Source organism: Spirosoma taeanense (assembly GCF_013127955.1).
Lineage (GTDB): Bacteria > Bacteroidota > Bacteroidia > Cytophagales > Spirosomataceae > Spirosoma > Spirosoma taeanense.
Genome location: NZ_CP053435.1, coordinates 4,963,019 through 4,981,649 on the forward strand (window position 1 = coordinate 4,963,019; position 18,631 = coordinate 4,981,649).

Sequence of the window (18,631 nt, forward strand, 5' to 3'; positions counted from 1 at the left end):
ACCGAACCATGGGCATGCGTCTATTCCTGAGAATCTGGGCCGTGTTCAGCCTGCTGACACTTTCCGCTTTTACCACACCCCCCGACAAGATTACGGTTTATCTGATTGGCGATTCGACCATGTCCATCAAGCCGGTGAAAGCCTACCCGGAAACGGGCTGGGGCATGCCTTTCGCTTATTTTTTTGATCAGACCGTAACGGTCGATAATCGGGCGCAGAACGGCCGGAGTACTCGAACCTTTATCGAAGAAAACCGCTGGCAGCCGGTAGCGGATAGCCTACAGGAAGGCGACTATGTGTTCATCCAGTTTGGGCATAACGACGAGGTGAATACGAAAAAAAGTTACACGACCGAGACGGAGTTTAAAGCTAACCTGGCTCGATTTATTACCGAAAGCCGGGCCAGGAAAGCCATTCCCGTGCTCATCACCCCCGTCGCCCGCAGGAAGTTCGATGCGGCCGGAAAAATTGAAGGAACACATACGGTCTATTCTGAACTGGTACGTACAGTGGCTGCTGAGTATAAAACACCCTTAATCGACCTGGATACGCAAAGCCAGCAACTCCTGCAACAGTTTGGCGTAGAGCATTCCAAACTTTTATTCCTTCAGCTTGCTCCCGGTGAGCATCCTAACTACCCGGAAGGAAAAGACGATAACACCCATTTCAACGAACTGGGCGCCCGGCGTATCGCCGAAATCGTCCTGTCGAACATCAAGTCGCTGAAGCTCGATTTAGCCGACCGGATTGTAAAGCCGCAGAGCGTAAAGTGAATACCTGGCTGGCCGGGTAGCTGCCTACTCGATCCTGAGCTTGTTGAACGTTCTATTTCATCACATGAAACAACTGCTTCTCATCACTTGCCTGTTGATCAACGCCATTCCCGGACGGAGTCAGGCGACGCTATCGCCTACGGCCACCGTATCGTTCACAGTTGCTCAGGATGGCAGCGGTAACTACAGAACCATTCAGGAAGCCGTCAACAGCTTCCGCGATCATATGCAGGTGCGGGTAACCCTGTACGTAAAAAACGGGGTCTACACCGAGAAGCTCGTCATCCCTTCCTGGAAGCCCAATATTCATATCATCGGTGAAAGTAAAGAAGGCGTAATCATTACGGGAAATGACTATTCGGGGAAAGCGTATCCCGGTGGCAGGGACGGGACCGGCAGTGACAAATACAGTACCTATACCTCCTATACCGTTCGGGTCGATGCGCCCGATGTTATTCTGGAGAATCTGACCATTCAAAACACGGCCGGGCGCGTTGGGCAGGCGGTAGCCCTTCACGTAGAAGGGGATCGGTTTGTTTGTAAAAACTGCCGCCTGCTGGGCAACCAGGATACGCTCTATGCAGCCGCCGAAGGCAGTCGGCAGTATTATGAGAACTGTTTGATTGAGGGCACAACCGACTTCATCTTCGGCAAATCAATCTCCGTTTTCCAGTCGTGTACCATCAAAAGCCTGTCCGATTCCTTTATTACCGCAGCGGCCACCCCCGACTACCAGCCCTACGGTTTCGTTTTTTTCGACTGTAAACTGATCGCAGATCCAGCCGCTAAAAAAGTTTACCTGGGCCGTCCCTGGCGACCCTATGCCAAAACGATTTTCATCCGGACCCACATGGGCGACCATATTTTGCCCGTCGGCTGGGACAATTGGGGCAATGCCGCCAATGAAAAGACGGTTCTGTACGCTGAAGCCGGAAGCACGGGGGCGGGTGGAAATCCATCGAAGCGGGCAGGCTGGGCGAAACAGCTTTCTCCCAAAGAGACCCGCGCCTATACGCTGGCAACTATTTTTTCTGGCGAAATGGGCTGGGTACCTAACGTCCAATAACACTACTCGCATGAAGCTACTACCCGTAGTAAGTTTATTGTTCTTACTAACAACGTCGGGGCTTGCCCAAACGGCCCGGCCCAAACCCACGTCATCAGCTACCGTTACTTCATCGGTATCCAACGTATGGGTGGCTGATTTAGGCAATGGAAGCTACAAAAATCCCGTCCTGAACGCTGACTATTCTGACCCGGATGTATGCCGGGTGGGCGACGATTATTATCTGGTTGCGTCGAGCTTTGATGCCATTCCCGGTCTACCTATCCTCCATTCCAGAGACCTGGTCAACTGGACCATCATTGGCCATGCGCTGAAACGCCAGCCGCCATTCGAGCATTTTGAGAAAACCCAGCATGGCAACGGAGTGTGGGCGCCCGCCATCCGATATCACAACAAGGAATTTTATATCTATTACCCTGACCCCGATTTTGGCATTTACCTGACCAAAGCAACCAATCCCGCCGGTCCCTGGTCGGAGCCGGTACTGGTTGAGGGCGGAAAAGGTCTGATTGACCCGTGCCCGCTCTGGGACGACAACGGCCAGGTGTATCTGGTACACGGCTGGGCTGGCAGTCGGGCCGGGATCAAAAGCATTCTTACGGTCAAGAAGCTCAACGCCGAAGGCACTAAAGTCATGGATGAAGGAGCCATCGTCTACGACGGCCACGAAACCGACCCCACCATCGAAGGTCCGAAGCTGTATAAACGGAACGGCTACTACTACATTTTCGCTCCGGCCGGTGGGGTTTCCACAGGTTGGCAGCTCGTGCTACGATCAAAAAACATCTACGGTCCCTACGAACGGAAAGTAGTGATGGATCAGGGAAAAAGCCCAATCAATGGGCCTCATCAGGGAGCCTGGGTTGATACAGAGCCCGTGAATGGTAAACCCGGTGAAGACTGGTTTCTACATTTTCAGGACAAGGAAGCGTATGGCCGAGTCGTGCATCTGCAACCGATGAAGTGGGTGAATGATTGGCCCGTGATCGGTATCGATACAGACGGCGACGGGAAAGGAGAACCGGTATTGACGCATAAAAAACCGACCGTAGCGGGGCCCACTCCCGGCAAAGAATTTTCGATAGCTACTCCGGCCGAGTCGGACGAGTTCAACACAATGACGCTCGGGCGACAATGGCAGTGGCAGGCGAACCCTAAAGGCATTTGGCATACCACCAGCAACCAGAGCTTTCTGCGCTTATATTCTTACAAAACGCCGGAAGACGCCAAAAATAACTGGGACGTACCGAATCTGTTGCTGCAAAAGTTTCCGGCCGAGCGATTCATGGCGACCACAAAGTTGACCTTTAAGCCGAATCCGAAACTGGAGAATGAACGCGTTGGACTGATTGTCATGGGCCTGAGCTATGCTAACCTGGTGCTGAAAAGCAGCAAGGATGGGGTTAGTCTGGTCTATGGCGTTTGCAAAAAGGCATCGGAGAATAAAGCCGAAGCCGAACAGGTAATTGCTAAAGTAAATGCAGGCAGCCCGGTGTATCTGCGGGTTGTGGTGACTGAAGGAGCAAAATGCCAGTTTAGCTACAGCCTGGATGGACAGACATTCACGAACACCGGCGATCCATTCCAGGCCGAAGTAGGGCGCTGGATTGGCGCTAAGATGGGCATATTCTGTACCCGTACCACGCAGATAAACGATTCAGGCTATGCCGATTTTGACTGGTTTCGGGTCGAATCCGTCTCAACAACGAATCCATAATCAATAACTGCGAACGTCCGGTATCTGACTTCTGGTCTGCCTTCTCTTATTTTTCCGGCAGTACCCGGCGCAGAAAGTCAACGATGTATGTCAGCGTGGGCGTAAACCACGGATTGAAAAACATAAACGTATGGGGTGCATCCGCAAACGTGTGAACTTCTGAATAGGTGCCAAAGGCGCTAAGCTTTTTGATTAGATCGTCGCGCCCGCCATGCATACGATCTACCGAACTGTTTATGAATAGAATGGGTGGTGTATGCCTGTCAATGTGCGAAAGCGCTGAGGCTTCCTGCCATAACTCGGGTTTCTGACTTTTGGAATAGCCAAACCAGTACGTAGCGGCTGAGGTCGACTTTGAATCATCCCCTTCTCCTGATTCGGGATGAATAAAGGCCAGCACACCGTCAATATCGATAACCGCCTGTACTTCGCTCGAAAAGCGGGCATTGCCACCCGACCCCTCGAACGCTGGATTCTGGTTCGTACTGCCTATCAGGGCGGCTAACTGTCCGCCCGCCGAAAAACCCAGAACTGCAATTCGCTCCAGATCAATATGGTACCTGGCGGCATTGGCCCGCATCCAGCGAATAGCCGCTTTCAGATCATGGACCGCTGCCGGATATAACGCTTCTGTTGACAGACGATATTCCGCCGGGATGGCCACATAGCCTTTGGCAGCCAGCTGACCAGACAGTGTACTGTTGTGCGAGCGGTCACCAGAGCGCCAGCCCCCACCATGAACCATCAGAATGGCGGGAAAGAGCCTGGTGGAAGAGGCAGGAGGAGAATAAACATCTAATAGCAGGTTTCGGCCAGCTATGGGGGTAGTGTAGGTAATGTTTCTGGCTACCTGAACACCCATTGGTCGTGTTGAATCAGCCAGCGTAATGTCGGGGTGGTATTTCTTTTCCTGCAGATACGATTTACGCACGGTGAACGACGTATCTCTGCCGCCTGTTGGACCAATTTGCGCCGAGGCTATTGTAACCGTCAGCCAGACAATGCCTGCAAAAGCCAGGGTTCGTTGCCCGAAGATTTTTTTCATAGTGGCGGTATTTATTGGCGAAGTATTTTATGATCGCTTGTCAGGGTTCGAAGCTATTTAATTAGGGCGTTTTCAACTTGGTCTCTATCGAATTGGCTTGACTATAACCTGTTGGGGTTATGGGTGCAACCTTGGCGAGATCATTGAATAGTTGCGCATCACCGAGAAGAAGGTACCGTAACGATTATTTCTCAGAAATGGCCAAAGCAAGGTTACGATTTAATCCAATCCCGCTTTGTGCTTTTTTGAGGCTCCTAAGTTACTATCAGCTACCTGAAATATGCAGAATTCAAGTTTTGGAAAATTGCAATAAAAATATTCGACCATCTGTTTGAAAGTGCTTGACTATTCAAGCGAGCCGGAATAATTATGCGGTAATCCTCTTGCCAGTGTATGCGATACACAAGACCCTAACAAACTCAAAACGGCTATATTAGTTATGATCATACTTATACGTATTTCTATATGTCTGTTTATTTCATCAATATTATTTTGTGGTAAAGTATCCGCACAGCTTCGTATTCTGGCGCTTGGCCCTAATCCAGTCTGCGCTGGCCAAAATTTAACTATTAGGTATAGCGCGAATCAAGCCGGAACGCTGTCAGTACATTTACACAACGGAACTACTGATCTTAAACTGACTGAAACAAACACCTCAGCGGGAAATAATCAATCCATAACGTCTACCATTCCCAGCAGCCAGGCAGGAGGGCAATACGGTGTATTTCTGGTTAATGTTGTGGTCAGCGGGGGAACGTCTACTTCTTATACAAGTAGTATAGTACCCGTAAATGTAAATCCAATTCCACCCCTGCCAATAGTAACCTCTCCTGTCACTTACTGCCAGAAAGAAGTAGCCGTGCCATTAAGAGCCGTTGCTACAGCCAGCAACAACACATTGAGATGGTATGGCTTAAACGCTACAGGCGGCATTGGATCTCCAACTCCGCCAACGCCTTCAACAGATCAAGCTGGTACCTTTAATTATTACGTTAGCCAGGTTGATCCCAATGGCTGTGAGAGTAATCGGGCAGTTATCAGTGTTACAGTCAATCCAAAGCCAGAAAAACCAGTTACTACGCCTTTAAGTGCCTGCTACAACGCCCCCAACCCGCCTTTGATTACATCGGGAGTAACTGCTAGCGGTACACTGAAATGGTATACAGTTCAAACTGGAGGAACGGCTATCCCTCCACCGGTTCTTTCTACGAGTGTTGTTGGAACGTTTACCTATTATGTTAGCCAAACTAATCAGTTTGGCTGTGAGAGCGACCGAGCCGCCATCACGTTTACAGTTAACGCTTTACCACCCGCGCCCACTATTCCTGCTCAAACAACCCTTTACTGTCAGAATGCAGTTGCTTCTCCTTTACAGGCTGTAGCTATTCCCGGTGCAAGCTTAAACTGGTATACGGTTCAAACTGGAGGAACAGCCACCCCAACGCTAACCCCATCTACTGCCGATGCTTTGCCTAAAACTTATTATGTGAGTCAAACGGATGCAAACGGCTGCGAAACTGCTCAAGACAAGCGAGCGAGTATAACCATCACAACCGTTTCAAATCCATCACTGCCGACAGTCAGTTCACTACCGATCCTTTATTGCCAGGGCGACAATGCCGTGCAACTGTCGGCAACTCCAACCACTACCAATACGCTGAAATGGTATGGTACGGACGCCACCGGAGGAACAGCGACACAAACTGCCCCCACCCCGTTAACTGATAAACCGGGTTCTACAAATTATTATGTTAGCCAAATAGACGGTAACCAATGTGAAGGCCCCCGAGCGGCTATTACCGTGAATGTGCTCGCAAAACCAACCCCGCCTGGCACCGAGAATGTGACTGTTTGTCAAAACGCAAGTGCTAACCCAGTTTCGCTGGCAACGGGTGTTAAAGCAGTGGGCACTTTGAAATGGTATACTACCCAAACCGGTGGAACAGCTATACCTGAACCCAGACTTTCGATAGCAAACGCAGGTCCTTCAGTGGTATACTACGTTAGCCAGACTATTAACGACTGTGAGAGTGACCGGAGCCCAATTCAATTAATTGTCAAGGCGCTACCTGAGGCCCCATCTGTTAGCAGCACACCGGTTGTCTATTGTCAGGATGCTATAGCGCAACCTCTGTCGGCAACGCTAACCAATGGGGTTCTTCTGAACTGGTATACTGTTCCATCAGGGGGAACCGCTTCAACAAGTATTATCCCACAAACCTCACTGACATCATCCACCCAGTCTACGCTCTACTATTACGTTAGCCAGACGAACACGAACAATTGCGAAGGGCCCCGCAGTACCATTACCGTAATTGTTAACCCTAAGCCAGCCAGACCAACAGTAACGGCTTCGCAGACCGCATGTCAAGGTTCGGCTCCCATTACGCTCTCGGCTTCGGGGTCAAATTTAAAATGGTATAGCGACGCAAATAGCCTTACTATGATTCCGGCTCCTACGATCCCGACTACTCTCCCAGGTACCTTCACCTATTTTGTGAGCCAGACTGATGGTAATGGCTGCGAGAGCAATCGAGCCAGCGTTATGGCGACCATTGTGGCTACTCCTGCACAACCGGCCACAGCCCCGCTTAGCATCTGCCAAAATGCTCAGCCCAGCGCCCTGACAGCAACTGCATCGCCGGGGGGCGTTTTAAACTGGTATACTACCTCGACGGGAGGCACACCACTTCCGGGCATTACACCCCCTACAACAATAGTTGCTATAACCACATACTATGTAAGCCAAAGCGTCAATGGGTGCGAAGGAGCTCGCGCTAGCCTAGACGTAACTATCAGACCGTTACCTCAGCAGCCGACGGTCATTCCCAATCCAGTTCCCTTATGTCAAAACAGTGCGCCGGCTCCACTGACAGCTACGGCAAGCGGCACGCTCTCTTGGTATACAGCCTCGTCGGGAGGACCTGCTTTGCCAAGTCTTATTCCATTAACGTCAAACACGGGATTAACGGCTTATTACGTTACCCAAACTGATGTCAACAATTGTGAAAGTACTCGCACGCAGGTTCTCGTAAATGTAAAGGCACGGCCAGCCGTACCAATTGTTGGCACGAATGCTATCACGCTTTGCCAGAATACACTGCCAACGGCTTTGACGGCATTAGCTATTGGAACCCAAAATTGGTATACGGTACCAGTGGATGGAGCACCAGCACCTTCAATCATACCATCGACAGCTAATCCAGGTCAATCCGCTTACTACGTCAGCCAAACCGTTGACGGGTGTGAAAGTGCCCGTGTTCCCGTTATTGTGACCGTGCAAGCTACTCCGCTTGTACCTACTGTGAGCGCTAATCCTATTTATTGCCAAGGCAGCATTGGCTCCGTTCCGCCCCTTTCTGCAAGTGCGCCAAACGGAGGAACCTTGGTTTGGTATACGCAGGAACTTGGGGGTACTGGGACATCAACCCCTCCCGTGCCACCCATTAACAGTGCTGGTACGGTTACGTATTATGTCAGCCAGAATATAAACGGCTGCGAAAGCCAACGGGTTAAATTAACAGCGACAATTAAATCGCCCCCAGAAGTTCCTACTGTAGTTCCTCAAGTAACCGCCTGCCAGAACGGGACAGCGGTTCTAACGGCTACGCTAAAAGGAGGAGTTAATCTGAATTGGTATACTGTCCCAACAGGAGGAAGTGCTTCTGCTGTTTCGCCTGTTCCTGTTACGAGTTCACCAGGGCAATTTTATTACTATGTTAGCCAGACTGATGCCAATGGCTGCGAAAGTAGCCGGGCTTTGGTTCTCGTCAGAGTCAATGCCCAGCCTGCAGCTCCACTGGTTTCTTCGGTAAGCCTCTGTCAGGGAATAGCCGCTACGCCCTTAAACGTTATACCCAATGGAGGTACGTTAAACTGGTATATGACCGCAACGGGCGGTGTAGCGTCTCCTGCAGCGCCTACCCCGAACACAACCGCCCCAGGAGCAACTCCTTATTACGTTAGTCTGACCGACATTAACGGGTGTGAAAGTAGCCGGAGTCTCTTGTTAGTGACGATTGCTCCTACACCAGCCGCTCCAGCCGTTACGACAATAGCGCCTGTCTGCCAGAACAGTACACCTGTTGTTCTAACGGCCTCCGGGTCAAATTTGAAATGGTATTCGGACGCAACGAGTAGTACGGTCAGCCCATCTATCTTACAGACGACTCAGGCTGGAACGTTTAATTTCTTTGTTAGTCAAACCGTTAACACCTGTGAGAGCCCCCGGGCACTGGTTACCGCAGTGGTCAATGCTTTACCGTCGGTACCAGGTGTTGTTGTCAATCAAACAGGTTGTCAGGATGCGATTGTTCAACCCTTGACTGCGACGGGTACAAACCTGCAATGGTACGATCAGAATGATAACATGATTTCGCCACCAACTCCCGCTACCAAGGTGGACATTGTTCAGATCTATACTTACAAAGTGACGCAGACAAATAACGGCTGTGCCAGTCCCAAGGCTACGGTTCAGTATACGGTCAACGTAACTCCTATACCAGGCGTTGTTTCTCCTGTTTCATTATGCCAGAATTCTGTAGCGACACCTCTACAGGCAACAGGGACTAATCTAAAATGGTATGGACCAACAGGTACTGTAACAGCGAATGCTCCATTACCAGTGACTTCGACTGTATCGGCCGGCCTGAGTTATTCAGTAAGCCAGACAAGTACGCTCGGTTGTGAAAGCCGTAAGGCAGAAGTTAAGGTTACGGTTACAGCACTACCAACGGCAAAACTAGATGGTAATGCATCTATCTACCTGGGCGGACCGGCCGTGCTCACGATGACGCTAACAGGCGTAGGACCGTATAGCTATACCTTATCCGAAGGCACAACCGGTATCATTGAATCAGCAGCTAATTCATCTACTACAGTTCGGGCAATAACAGTTATACCAGGCGCTTCGACGACTTACACGATCGCTTCTATTGCGAATGCCTGCGGAAACGGTACAGCGACAGGCGCGGCTGCTGTGACAGTCAGGGTCCCCACGGTTAACACAGCCGCATTATCGACCACGTCCGTCTGTTCGGGCGCGTCCTTTACCGTTCCATTTTCTACTACGGGCGAGTTTGTACCTGGTAATTCATTTTCGGTTGAAATTGCCAGCACCGCCGGTGACTCACTAACTCGAAAATATATACCAATTTCGAACGCGGTGCTGCAGGGGCCCGTTATTACGGCCAGTATACCACCTACGGTTGCAGCCGGTCAATACTATGTCCGGGTTGTTGCAGCCAACGGGCGTTATCCGATTTCCGGAACGCGAAGTCCAATGATTTTGACGGTTAAAGCCTTGCCTACCGTCGCCTTAACTGTGAGCCGCAAAGTTATTTACAACTCAGACAATGTTGTCCTTAATTTAACCTTTACGGGCGATCCGATTTGGGCAGGCAGTTACGTAGCAGAATCATCAGCAGGATCAGTAAGCAACACATTTACGTCAAGTTCAAACTTACTTTCGATCCCCTTAACACCTAATGTTACAACTAGGTATAGACTAGTAAATGTTACCAACACCGTTTGTGGGGCGGGAACAATAGCAGGTGTTGATTCAGCAACGGTTGAAGTTAGAATTTTAACAGCTGCTGAAAATCCGCTCAGCCGTTCTTTGAGGGTATACCCAGTGCCTACGGACGGTGCGGTTACCATCGATATTGATCAGCCGATTCGGAAAGAACCCGTACAACTCCGATTAGTAGGGACTAATGGTCGTGTTATAAAAGATATTTCAACGAAACAGCAGCAGACAATTCTTTATCTGGACAAAGAACCAGCAGGGACGTATTTACTTCAAATTAGTCTTGGTGACCAATCAACCGTGCGTAGAATACTCAAACGATGATACGGAGGTCAGTAGGAGCCTAGAGGAGTTGGTTTGTCTAGAACTTTCCAAGGCTCATTAACGACGTAATTATTTTCGGCCCGATAGTATCCGCCTTAATGGGACAATTTGTCCTGCCTGCGAATGGAGGGCATATTCCAATAGGGAAGCCCGGACAGAAACCACCCTGGATTCCAGTTTGCGCAACTGCTCCCAAAAAGGAGAATGGAACGGTTTCTGAACGGTTTGGGGTAACAATAACAGGCTGTCGGCTTCCTGTTTTAATTCAGGCGCTATGCTCAGCGCGTGCAGTTCGAGCGAAAGAGCAAGCAGGCTAAAATCATCGATGTGTCGGTCATAGTGTGTTAGCGTGCGTTGCGGATGGCGGTACGGAGAGGTACCTGTCTCTATTGCGGTTAGCCCTTCCAGCAGCGGCACATAAAACCCATCGTAGTCAATCAGGGTTAGTAACCCATTTGGATCGATCAGGATGTTGTCCGGCTTCAAATCCCCGTGGGCAAACGGTTGACCAATCAGCCAGCAAGCTAGTTTATCGAACCGGCGGGCTAATTGCTGCAGTGCCTTACAATTCCTTTCCCTACATTGTTCGACGACATATTCGGCCAACGGCTGCCCCTCTGCCCAGGGCATCGATACTACGTCAAACTCAGCTGTTGCTCCGAAGCGTGTATCGACCCATAATTCAGTAGGGTGGTACGAGAAAGGCATCAGATACGGTAAGTAATGCTCAGTCAGGTAACGACCGATGAACCACAGGCGAGTCTGGCGTTGGGGCTCCGGCCGTAGAAAACAGCGTAGCGCCATTAACTCACCGGTTCGACTGTCCTGCATTCTGAACACTACAGCAAAATTCCCGCTGCTGAAATATAGTTGACCGTTCGGTTTGCGTAAAGGTATCCAATGCGCTAATGTTTTGAGCGTTTCTGTAGATAGCTCAATCGCCTGGATGTATTCACTGATGGATGGGAACATAGACCAAAACGAGGTCAATCCTCGATGAAAATAGCCGTATAATCATCCGCGCCCAGCAGCTGCCCGGCCTGGAGTTGCTCTGTGTATTGCTTAAACGCATCAGCCGACGTTAGTGCCGTTCGGAGCGGTTCCCAGACGAGTTCGTAAAACTGCGATCCTTTTTCGCACCAATGCGCCAGGTGCCCCTGCGCCAGGCTGCCCAACGCCGTTGGCTGCTGCGCCAAATCCCGCACGGAATCTCTATTCCCTTGCAAAACTGCATACGCCAGGAGTACATACTGTCCCAGTGCATCCGAGAGCAGGGCATACTGCTGTCCCGGCTTATGAGTCCACGCGTTGGCCCGAAAGCCTTTGGACTGGGGGGGTGTGAGCCAGTTCAGCAGATAGGGGGCGGATTCGAATTGTCGCGGGTCTGGATTGGACGCCTTAAGTTCGCCCGTAAGTGGCTGAAAACAAAGCGCCACGGCATCGCCGTACACCGACCAATACATCTGTTCGTCCTGCTTATGCAAGGTGACCAGGGTAGCACCTGACCCTTCATGCATAAATTTATATCCAATTAGATAGTCACCCTGGGTTCGGGGCTGGTACTGATTAAAAAACCTCTCCCAATGGTTATCCAGCCAGCGCGCCAGTTGATCCAGATCACGAAAAGGCTCCTTCGACACATTCCGGACCAGGTACTGTGCCCACTCGCCCGCGTAGATACCCGTTCCTCCGGCGCCGTCGGCCACCGCCCAGATGCCCGCCCCGTCGTCGGTTCTGCTGGCATCTTCATTGTCTGAATAAGCAGGCGCTTCTTTCCCGACCGACTGCTGACGACTTCTCATAAATCGAGCTTTAGGTTGGCAATGAAGTGCCCATTGTGCTGCGTGGGTGTACCGATGTTCATGAATTTGACCAGCGCATCCATATCCGCGTTACTACACATGCCTACATACGTTGTGCGCTGATCGAGGCCAAACAGACTCGCAATGTCAGCGTGGTACGGCGCGGGCATCTCACTTGACATATCGTAGAGAAGCCGCGCGTACTGGTCGGCTCCCAGTTCAGCCGCTTTCGATGGAAACAAAATGGTTTTGCCCTGCTCGTCCGAAACGTGAATGTTCATTAGCAGCGCGTGCCCGTCGACGGTATGCAAATTTTTTAGTCGGTCGCAGCAAGCCAGCAGTTCGTCTGCAGTAGCGTCGGTCGCTACACCATCCGTAATGTTGATAACGGTAGGTGGGTAAACGTCTTTAGCTGCCTGTGTGACTAACCATTGTTTTACCAGCGATTCGGCCATGCAGATGGCGCTTTTCATCGGCGTCCGGTAGTGGTGAACAGCCTGTAGCCAGACCGGACGTTTTTCTGTTGTGGTGATGACCCGCCCCCGTATGGTACGTTGTACAGTAACTTCCTCAATGTGAATCGCGGCTTTAACCAATTCCGCTGGGCTGAGAAACGCTTTCCCGGCCATATCACCTGACCAGAGTAGATTCGCCCGTTCGTCATTAAGTCCCCCGTAACCAATCAGCGCAATGTCGTAATAATGCCGGATCTCATCGCCTTTCTGGCAGCGAAGCATTAACTCCAGCAGCGTCTGGTTGATGATCTGCGCTACAGCCGCTGCTTTGGAAAGTGACTGCCCCCGGTACATGGTTCGTTCGTCCATCGACCCCGACTGGTCAATCAGGAAGATAAACGCCGTGGGCGTTTGCCGCATGATCTGTGCCGAATAAGGGCGGGCTTTGACTGGGCGTTGTAATACGTCCTGAACCGCTTTTTGCAGATCAGCTACCGGGAGTGCAGACGATGGTACGGGTTGAAGATCAGGCATAGAATTGGTTTCGGGTTAGACGGATTTAAGCTGATGCTTCAGAAGATTTATTTGTTGTTGCATACTCTCGCGCAAGCCCATAAAATAAGTCATCAGGTCCGTACCATCGATCATCAGTCGGTATCCGTTGTCTGCTTTCAGGTGGGCAATTTCCGTTTGCAGAATATGCTGCCTGTCAATGAGCCGCTGGTGCCACTGCTGGAGAGCGTCAAGATCGAAGGCTGTTTTGGGCTGAGCCGAAAAGAGGAATCCATCGTTAAGGTCTTGGACCAACTGGCGGACCGCTGCCAGATCCCGACGTTGATAAGCGTCGTTAAGCCGCATCATATAAGCCGTAGCTTGGGCATTGCGGTCAGAATCGCTGGCATGACGGTCGGGATGGGCTAACGTAACGGCCTGTCGATAGAGTCGGCGGAGTTCGCGTTCGGCGGCTTCGTCAGGATCCGTAGGCTGATGCGCGACGGCTTCCCGAACGGCGCGGTTCGTCTGCTCAAACTTGTCTTGGCAGGCCTGCGCTTCTTCGGCATCACTACGTCTGCCCGTCTGCCCCGCCCGACGTAGCGCCAGTTGTAGTTGAAGTTCAAGTGTCTGCGTAAGGAGGTCGCCGAGGTGAAGCTGAAACAGGCGATAATACTGATCGATCTGGTATTGGCAGGCCGCCTTTTCTTCGGTAAGCTGCGCAATCTGGGACTCTAGAGCCTGAATCTGAGCCAGCAAGTTAGTTTTGGCGGGATGAATGATAGGCGGAAAAGATCGGGCGTTCATCGGCACCAAATATAAGCAAAGCCTGAGCATCTAATCGTGCTCAGGCTTTATGAGAACATTATTTGTGACGTTTCTTAAAGTAATGGGTAAGCTTTTGCTGTTTAAATGGGAGAGCCTTGATACTTATTATGGGCGTAGCCTGGCGTATCAATGGCCTGGGTTTACCAATCGCTGGCAGCATAGTTCCTGCCTGAGCGGCTGCATTCCATTGACTTAGTGTGAGGATTGTATGGTCTTTTTGCGGAACATAGCCCGATGACATAGCAGGCCCGGAGTCGGTATCTTTTTCACCATGTACAGACTCAAGATACATATTCATTCCAGATACCCAGCCTTGACCCTTAACAATCCACTCACGCATATCAGAGTGAACTAAATCGGAATATCCACGACTCATCAACCGCTCTGCATATTGCCATTTCCGGCGTTCGCGTGCATTGTGCGTATTGAGAGCGGCACGTCTAAAGCCGTCATTTTTGGTAACCAAACCGAGCGCCGTGCTATAAATAGAACCATGAACTGGATGATAGGCAAGATGAACCTTAGATGTTGGCAAAACCGTATCCAACTGAGCAAATGGCTCGCTGAACAGTTGATTCGTCATGATACCAGCCATGATGCCTGTATCAGCTAGTCGTTCGCCTTCGGAACCCGCTCCAGATACATATTGATTCAATACCCAACTCGCACGTAAATTATTTTTGTCTCCATGACTACCCGTTAGGCCAAACCGCATGTCGCTCTGGCGTTTGCTCAGCGCGCCAGGATGACCACTGAGCGGTCGTTCGGGGTCGTCGGTTGTCCAGAGCAGATACCGTACTTCTTCGCGCTCGCGCGACAGTAAATCCACTACATACTTAATATCTTCTCGCGATCGACCAGCAGTATTCATTCGCTCAATGATACTAGCCACAGTTTCTGTACTAACCATTTCATCAAGTCCAGTACCGCCAAACCCCGTCCGGTGCTCAATCTGATGCATCCTATATTCTTTTGTATTTAGCCGTAGATTCGTATTGATCTGAGCTCGCCCCCACCGGCCGTATACCGCTGGCAAACCAATTTGAGGACGTCCTTTTTTGGTTCGGGCACTTAGTATAAGCTGTTGCTGATAGCCTTGCCCCAGTATAGGTTTGCGCTTTACGGCCGGGATCTGGGCATTCGCCCGGCTACCAGCGGATGAGATACCGCTTTTTTTTCGGGTAACCCAACTGTCAAGGTTTTTAGTTGAGTGTGGCATTTATAATAATCTATAGTCGATGGAAGAAAAGCAACCGGTAAATTATGGGCTTGGCTGGTAACATTCCAGCAGTGCTTTAAGCTGCCTAATTATACCAAATATAAGCCGATTTTGATTAAGCAAATGGGTTTAGGATAGATAAAAAATAGCCTACCAATTGTTCGAAAAATACAGTATGTTTTTGCTTTTGCTACTCGTTTTTGGTAGCTTAAACTCTATTTAATTAACGTTACCAACGTTCTTATTGATTGTATAGTATGTTTATATTTTCATTGTATTTTTAGACAATGATACTAGCAATTTAAGAGTAGGAATGTCAAGCATCTGGTAACTTCACTGCAATGTATTTACGATAACTACTTTAATCAGCATTCTATATGGAAAGTAAACAGCTAATAAACTCTATTGACAAAGGGGAAAAAAAACATAGTAAGGGAAAAATGCGGTTTTCTGGTCAGTTTGGGGTCATTAAAAAAGAGAAAGAAGAGGACGATACAGTGTTAATATCGAAATCGTCAGGCTCTGGAGAGTTACTTTCTAAAATGATAACACCACAAGTCTTTCAAGTCCCTAATATTCAACTTCAGCAGAAACTTGTTACTAAATTAGAAGAAGCTTTAGAAGAAGCTATCAAACATGAAAAAAAGTCAACTATAGTTCAGCGTCTTCAGGTAGAATCTTGTTTGGGCGGAATTGAACTGACTAGCCTAGGTGAGGAAGACAGCTTACAGGAAATAATAAAAAAGGCTAAACTTATTCCAATAAAAGGTAAAGTAGATGGGTTGATGGCTGATACAGAGGGCAGCGCTAATCTTCTCAGCACATTTGATCTGGTTACAAAGGCTGGGTTGGCAGATATGATTGTTGAAAATACACTTAGTACAATGGAAAAAGCTAATCAGCTCGAGTATTTACGGCAGAGTGGCTTGCTAAATGACAAATGCAAATTAGTTATTGAGGTTCATTATATCAGAGACAGAAACGTGTCTTATTCAACATTACATAAAGATACTCAAGGGCAAACACTGTTTGTTAATCTCAATTACCTGAATAAGAAAGGAATAGCAGGGCCTGAATTCATTGTTAGCCCTCATAGCGATGAGGAAGACCAAGAGCGCCTTAGAAGACTTATGCCAGCTAAGTTTCATGAAGATTTGCAGGTGGCCAGAAGCTTGAATACAAACCTCACCAAGGAAGGAGAGATACTAATTGAAACAAAAGACATTGACCAAGAATATGGTGTTGTCGCCTTTGTTGATGAGGGTATACACCATATGACACCCGTTATAGAACACCGCACGGTTACTTCTAAGCAAATTGCTGAAGCCTATAAAGATATCAAGAGTAAATGCGATGCGTATGAGAACAGAAGCGTTTTTTATAAGCTTTATAGTGTTCAGTCTTATTTATCAGATTTAGATAATAAATATACAGTAGACGCGGTTGGCTGGTTACAGATAATGAGTGCTTCTCTAACTACCAAGTACAATCGACATGATCTCAAAAAATTATTACCAAATCTTCCGGATTTGGAAATCAATAAACTAATCGAGACGGGGGGATATGACCAGTTCGGTCACGCGTCGATTCCAAGATTTACAACTGAAAGGAAAACGGTTAAAAAGCCGGTAAAAAAAGAAGGGGACCCCGTTGTGCAACGGCGAATGAGTATGCGCTTAACGGGTAACAATGCACCTCCCAAGCGTGCTGAGGGAGAAAAACGTGCGTTTTTCCGTACATGGGTCCGTGTTGTAAGAACTTAGCATTAAGCTCATGGGATATTCGCAGACAGTTGCTAAAAATTACCATGACGGATGCTCTATATCCGTTTGACCTTTCAGACATTTAACTCAAGGCCGGGGCAGCCGTACTGAGGTAATCCAAGCCTGCTTAAAGGGTGTCCAAGTTGCATTAACTTAAGGTCCATCGCCCTAGGCATTAATAACAGTATATTGGACAAGCTAAGATCCCTGAATGCGCTCTTCACCTGCGTAGCGTCTGTTTTTCAACGTCCTCTAACGTTTTCCCCTCTTTATGAAATTCCCGCTTCAAACTGGTTAAAATATCATCTGATGTAATGGGGCGCTGGCGATTCACGGAGATCATTACACAGGAACGTAACACGTTCATAATGATGGCACCCGTAACGGCAAATCGTTCGGCTAGTTTATCGAAATCAACTTTGGGGTCAACTTCAACCGATCCTTTAAACGCCTGTCTCCATAAGCTAGCCCGTTTCGATGCGTTCGGTGCAGGGAAGAAAACCATGGACTGGAAACGTCGGGCGAAGGCCTGATCTATATTATCTTTAAGGTTTGTCGCCAACACAATGACGCCGGGGAAGTTTTCCATCCGCTGAAGCAGGAAAGCCACCTCCTGATTTGCATGGCGGTCGTTGGATGTCGTTGTTTCGGTCCGTTTTCCAAAGAGCGCATCGGCCTCATCAAAAAACAAGATCCAGCGTCGGCGTTCGGCTAGATCAAACACCCGGCCCAGGTTTTTTTCAGTTTCACCAATGTATTTGGAAACAATCATCGAGAGGTCGATCCGGTAGACATCTAGACCTGTCGATTTGCCCAGCAAGCCTGCCGTCAGGGTTTTGCCTGTACCGGGAGGGCCATAAAATAGGGCGCGATAACCTGGTTTGAGGTACTTTTTTAGCTGGGCGTTTTTTAGAATTGCGTCCGAGTTGTCGATCCAGGTTTTAATCTCCTTCACTTCTTCCATAATCTGAAAGTCGAGTACCAGATCATCCCACTCCAGGGCAGTCGTTACCCGGCTAGCCGGAAAATCTGAGCTGAAATCAGGTCGGTTGCTTTCACCAGTGGTGAGCAACGCCCGGTACTCGTCCGATATGGTCAACGCTCCGCAGGTCACTGGTTCATTCGGACCGGAAGGACCAACCAGGATAATATTCAACTGCGTGAGCACTGACTCATGAAACAGATGCGTTTGCAGACGAATACGACGGGTTAGATCAGCCCCCGCTACCAGAAATAAAATGGTCTCAACCGTTGGTATAAATCCACCCCGGGTGTTGTCACGAACTCCACCAAATTCAGTGAACACCCGATCATACGTGCTATTGTTTGTATAGAAAAAATCGAGTACCTGAGGCCGAATATGAGGGGCAAGAGCCATGATCAGCATGAGTCGCTCGTAATTATCCAGACCATGTTCGTGAACGAGTTGCGCATATGCCGACTCATTGTTGGTTAAATCAGGCTCATCAATTTCTTCGATAGATCCATACTGACTTTCCTGCTCGAAATAAAGTTGAAAGCGAGCTGAAATGACGGACTCTAACCAAGTTAACTCCTGTTCTAATGCAGTAGCATTGACCGTAATCGTAAAGAACTCGGCAATTGTTACGTCGCTCATAT

The 18,631-nt window shown here is 49.2% G+C and carries 12 protein-coding genes; 5 read left to right on the plus strand and 7 right to left on the minus strand.

The window, feature by feature from the left end; all coding sequences use genetic code 11:
* Window positions 1–14 precede the first annotated feature (14 nt).
* The 3 genes from HNV11_RS20595 (at window position 15) to HNV11_RS20605 (ending at window position 3,556) form a co-directional block, all read left to right on the plus strand.
* On the plus strand, window positions 15–773 hold the full coding sequence (locus HNV11_RS20595; protein ID WP_171741454.1) for a rhamnogalacturonan acetylesterase: 759 nt from the start codon (window positions 15–17) through the stop codon (window positions 771–773).
* 64 nt (window positions 774–837) lie between these two features.
* The gene (locus tag HNV11_RS20600; protein ID WP_171741455.1) at window positions 838–1,839 is read left to right on the plus strand and encodes a pectinesterase family protein; all 1,002 of its coding nucleotides are present in this window, start codon (window positions 838–840) and stop codon (window positions 1,837–1,839) included.
* Window positions 1,840–1,849: 10 nt separating this feature from the next.
* The gene (locus tag HNV11_RS20605) at window positions 1,850–3,556 is read left to right on the plus strand and encodes a glycoside hydrolase family 43 protein (protein ID WP_171741456.1); all 1,707 of its coding nucleotides are present in this window, start codon (window positions 1,850–1,852) and stop codon (window positions 3,554–3,556) included.
* 46 nt (window positions 3,557–3,602) lie between these two features.
* Here HNV11_RS20605 and HNV11_RS20610 read toward each other — a convergent pair whose 3' ends face one another.
* On the minus strand, window positions 3,603–4,601 hold the full coding sequence (locus HNV11_RS20610; protein WP_171741457.1) for an alpha/beta hydrolase: 999 nt from the start codon (window positions 4,599–4,601) through the stop codon (window positions 3,603–3,605).
* Window positions 4,602–5,040: 439 nt separating this feature from the next.
* On the opposite strand from HNV11_RS20610, the gene HNV11_RS20615 reads away from it, so the two are divergent.
* On the plus strand, window positions 5,041–10,452 hold the full coding sequence (locus HNV11_RS20615; RefSeq protein ID WP_171741458.1) for an Ig-like domain-containing protein: 5,412 nt from the start codon (window positions 5,041–5,043) through the stop codon (window positions 10,450–10,452).
* A 69-nt stretch (window positions 10,453–10,521) separates the two neighbouring features.
* Here the strand turns inward: HNV11_RS20615 and HNV11_RS20620 are convergent, their stop codons facing one another.
* Genes HNV11_RS20620 through HNV11_RS20640 form a run of 5 tightly spaced genes read right to left on the minus strand, consistent with a single transcriptional unit; the run spans window position 10,522 to window position 14,990 of the window.
* The gene (locus HNV11_RS20620; protein ID WP_171741459.1) at window positions 10,522–11,424 is read right to left on the minus strand and encodes a protein kinase family protein; all 903 of its coding nucleotides are present in this window, start codon (window positions 11,422–11,424) and stop codon (window positions 10,522–10,524) included.
* Window positions 11,425–11,438: 14 nt separating this feature from the next.
* A complete protein-coding gene (locus tag HNV11_RS20625) occupies window positions 11,439–12,254 on the minus strand; it encodes a PP2C family serine/threonine-protein phosphatase (RefSeq protein WP_171741460.1) in 816 nt (271 codons plus the stop codon).
* On the minus strand, window positions 12,251–13,243 hold the full coding sequence (locus tag HNV11_RS20630) for a vWA domain-containing protein (protein WP_171741461.1): 993 nt from the start codon (window positions 13,241–13,243) through the stop codon (window positions 12,251–12,253). The genes HNV11_RS20625 and HNV11_RS20630 overlap by 4 nt, the downstream gene beginning before the upstream one ends.
* A gap of 15 nt (window positions 13,244–13,258) precedes the next feature.
* Window positions 13,259–14,008, minus strand: coding sequence for a J domain-containing protein (locus HNV11_RS20635; RefSeq protein WP_171741462.1), 750 nt, complete (start codon window positions 14,006–14,008; stop codon window positions 13,259–13,261).
* Between the two features lie 58 nt (window positions 14,009–14,066).
* Window positions 14,067–14,990: a hypothetical protein gene (locus HNV11_RS20640; RefSeq protein WP_171741463.1), complete on the minus strand. Its 924-nt coding sequence runs from the start codon at window positions 14,988–14,990 to the stop codon at window positions 14,067–14,069.
* A 635-nt stretch (window positions 14,991–15,625) separates the two neighbouring features.
* On the opposite strand from HNV11_RS20640, the gene HNV11_RS20645 reads away from it, so the two are divergent.
* On the plus strand, window positions 15,626–17,011 hold the full coding sequence (locus HNV11_RS20645) for a hypothetical protein (RefSeq protein ID WP_171741464.1): 1,386 nt from the start codon (window positions 15,626–15,628) through the stop codon (window positions 17,009–17,011).
* A gap of 220 nt (window positions 17,012–17,231) precedes the next feature.
* On the opposite strand, the gene HNV11_RS20650 is transcribed toward HNV11_RS20645, so the two are convergent.
* Window positions 17,232–18,629 (minus strand): ATP-binding protein, encoded by a 1,398-nt coding sequence (locus HNV11_RS20650; RefSeq protein ID WP_171741465.1) that lies wholly within the window; start codon window positions 18,627–18,629, stop codon window positions 17,232–17,234.
* Between the last annotated feature and the right edge of the window lie 2 nt (window positions 18,630–18,631).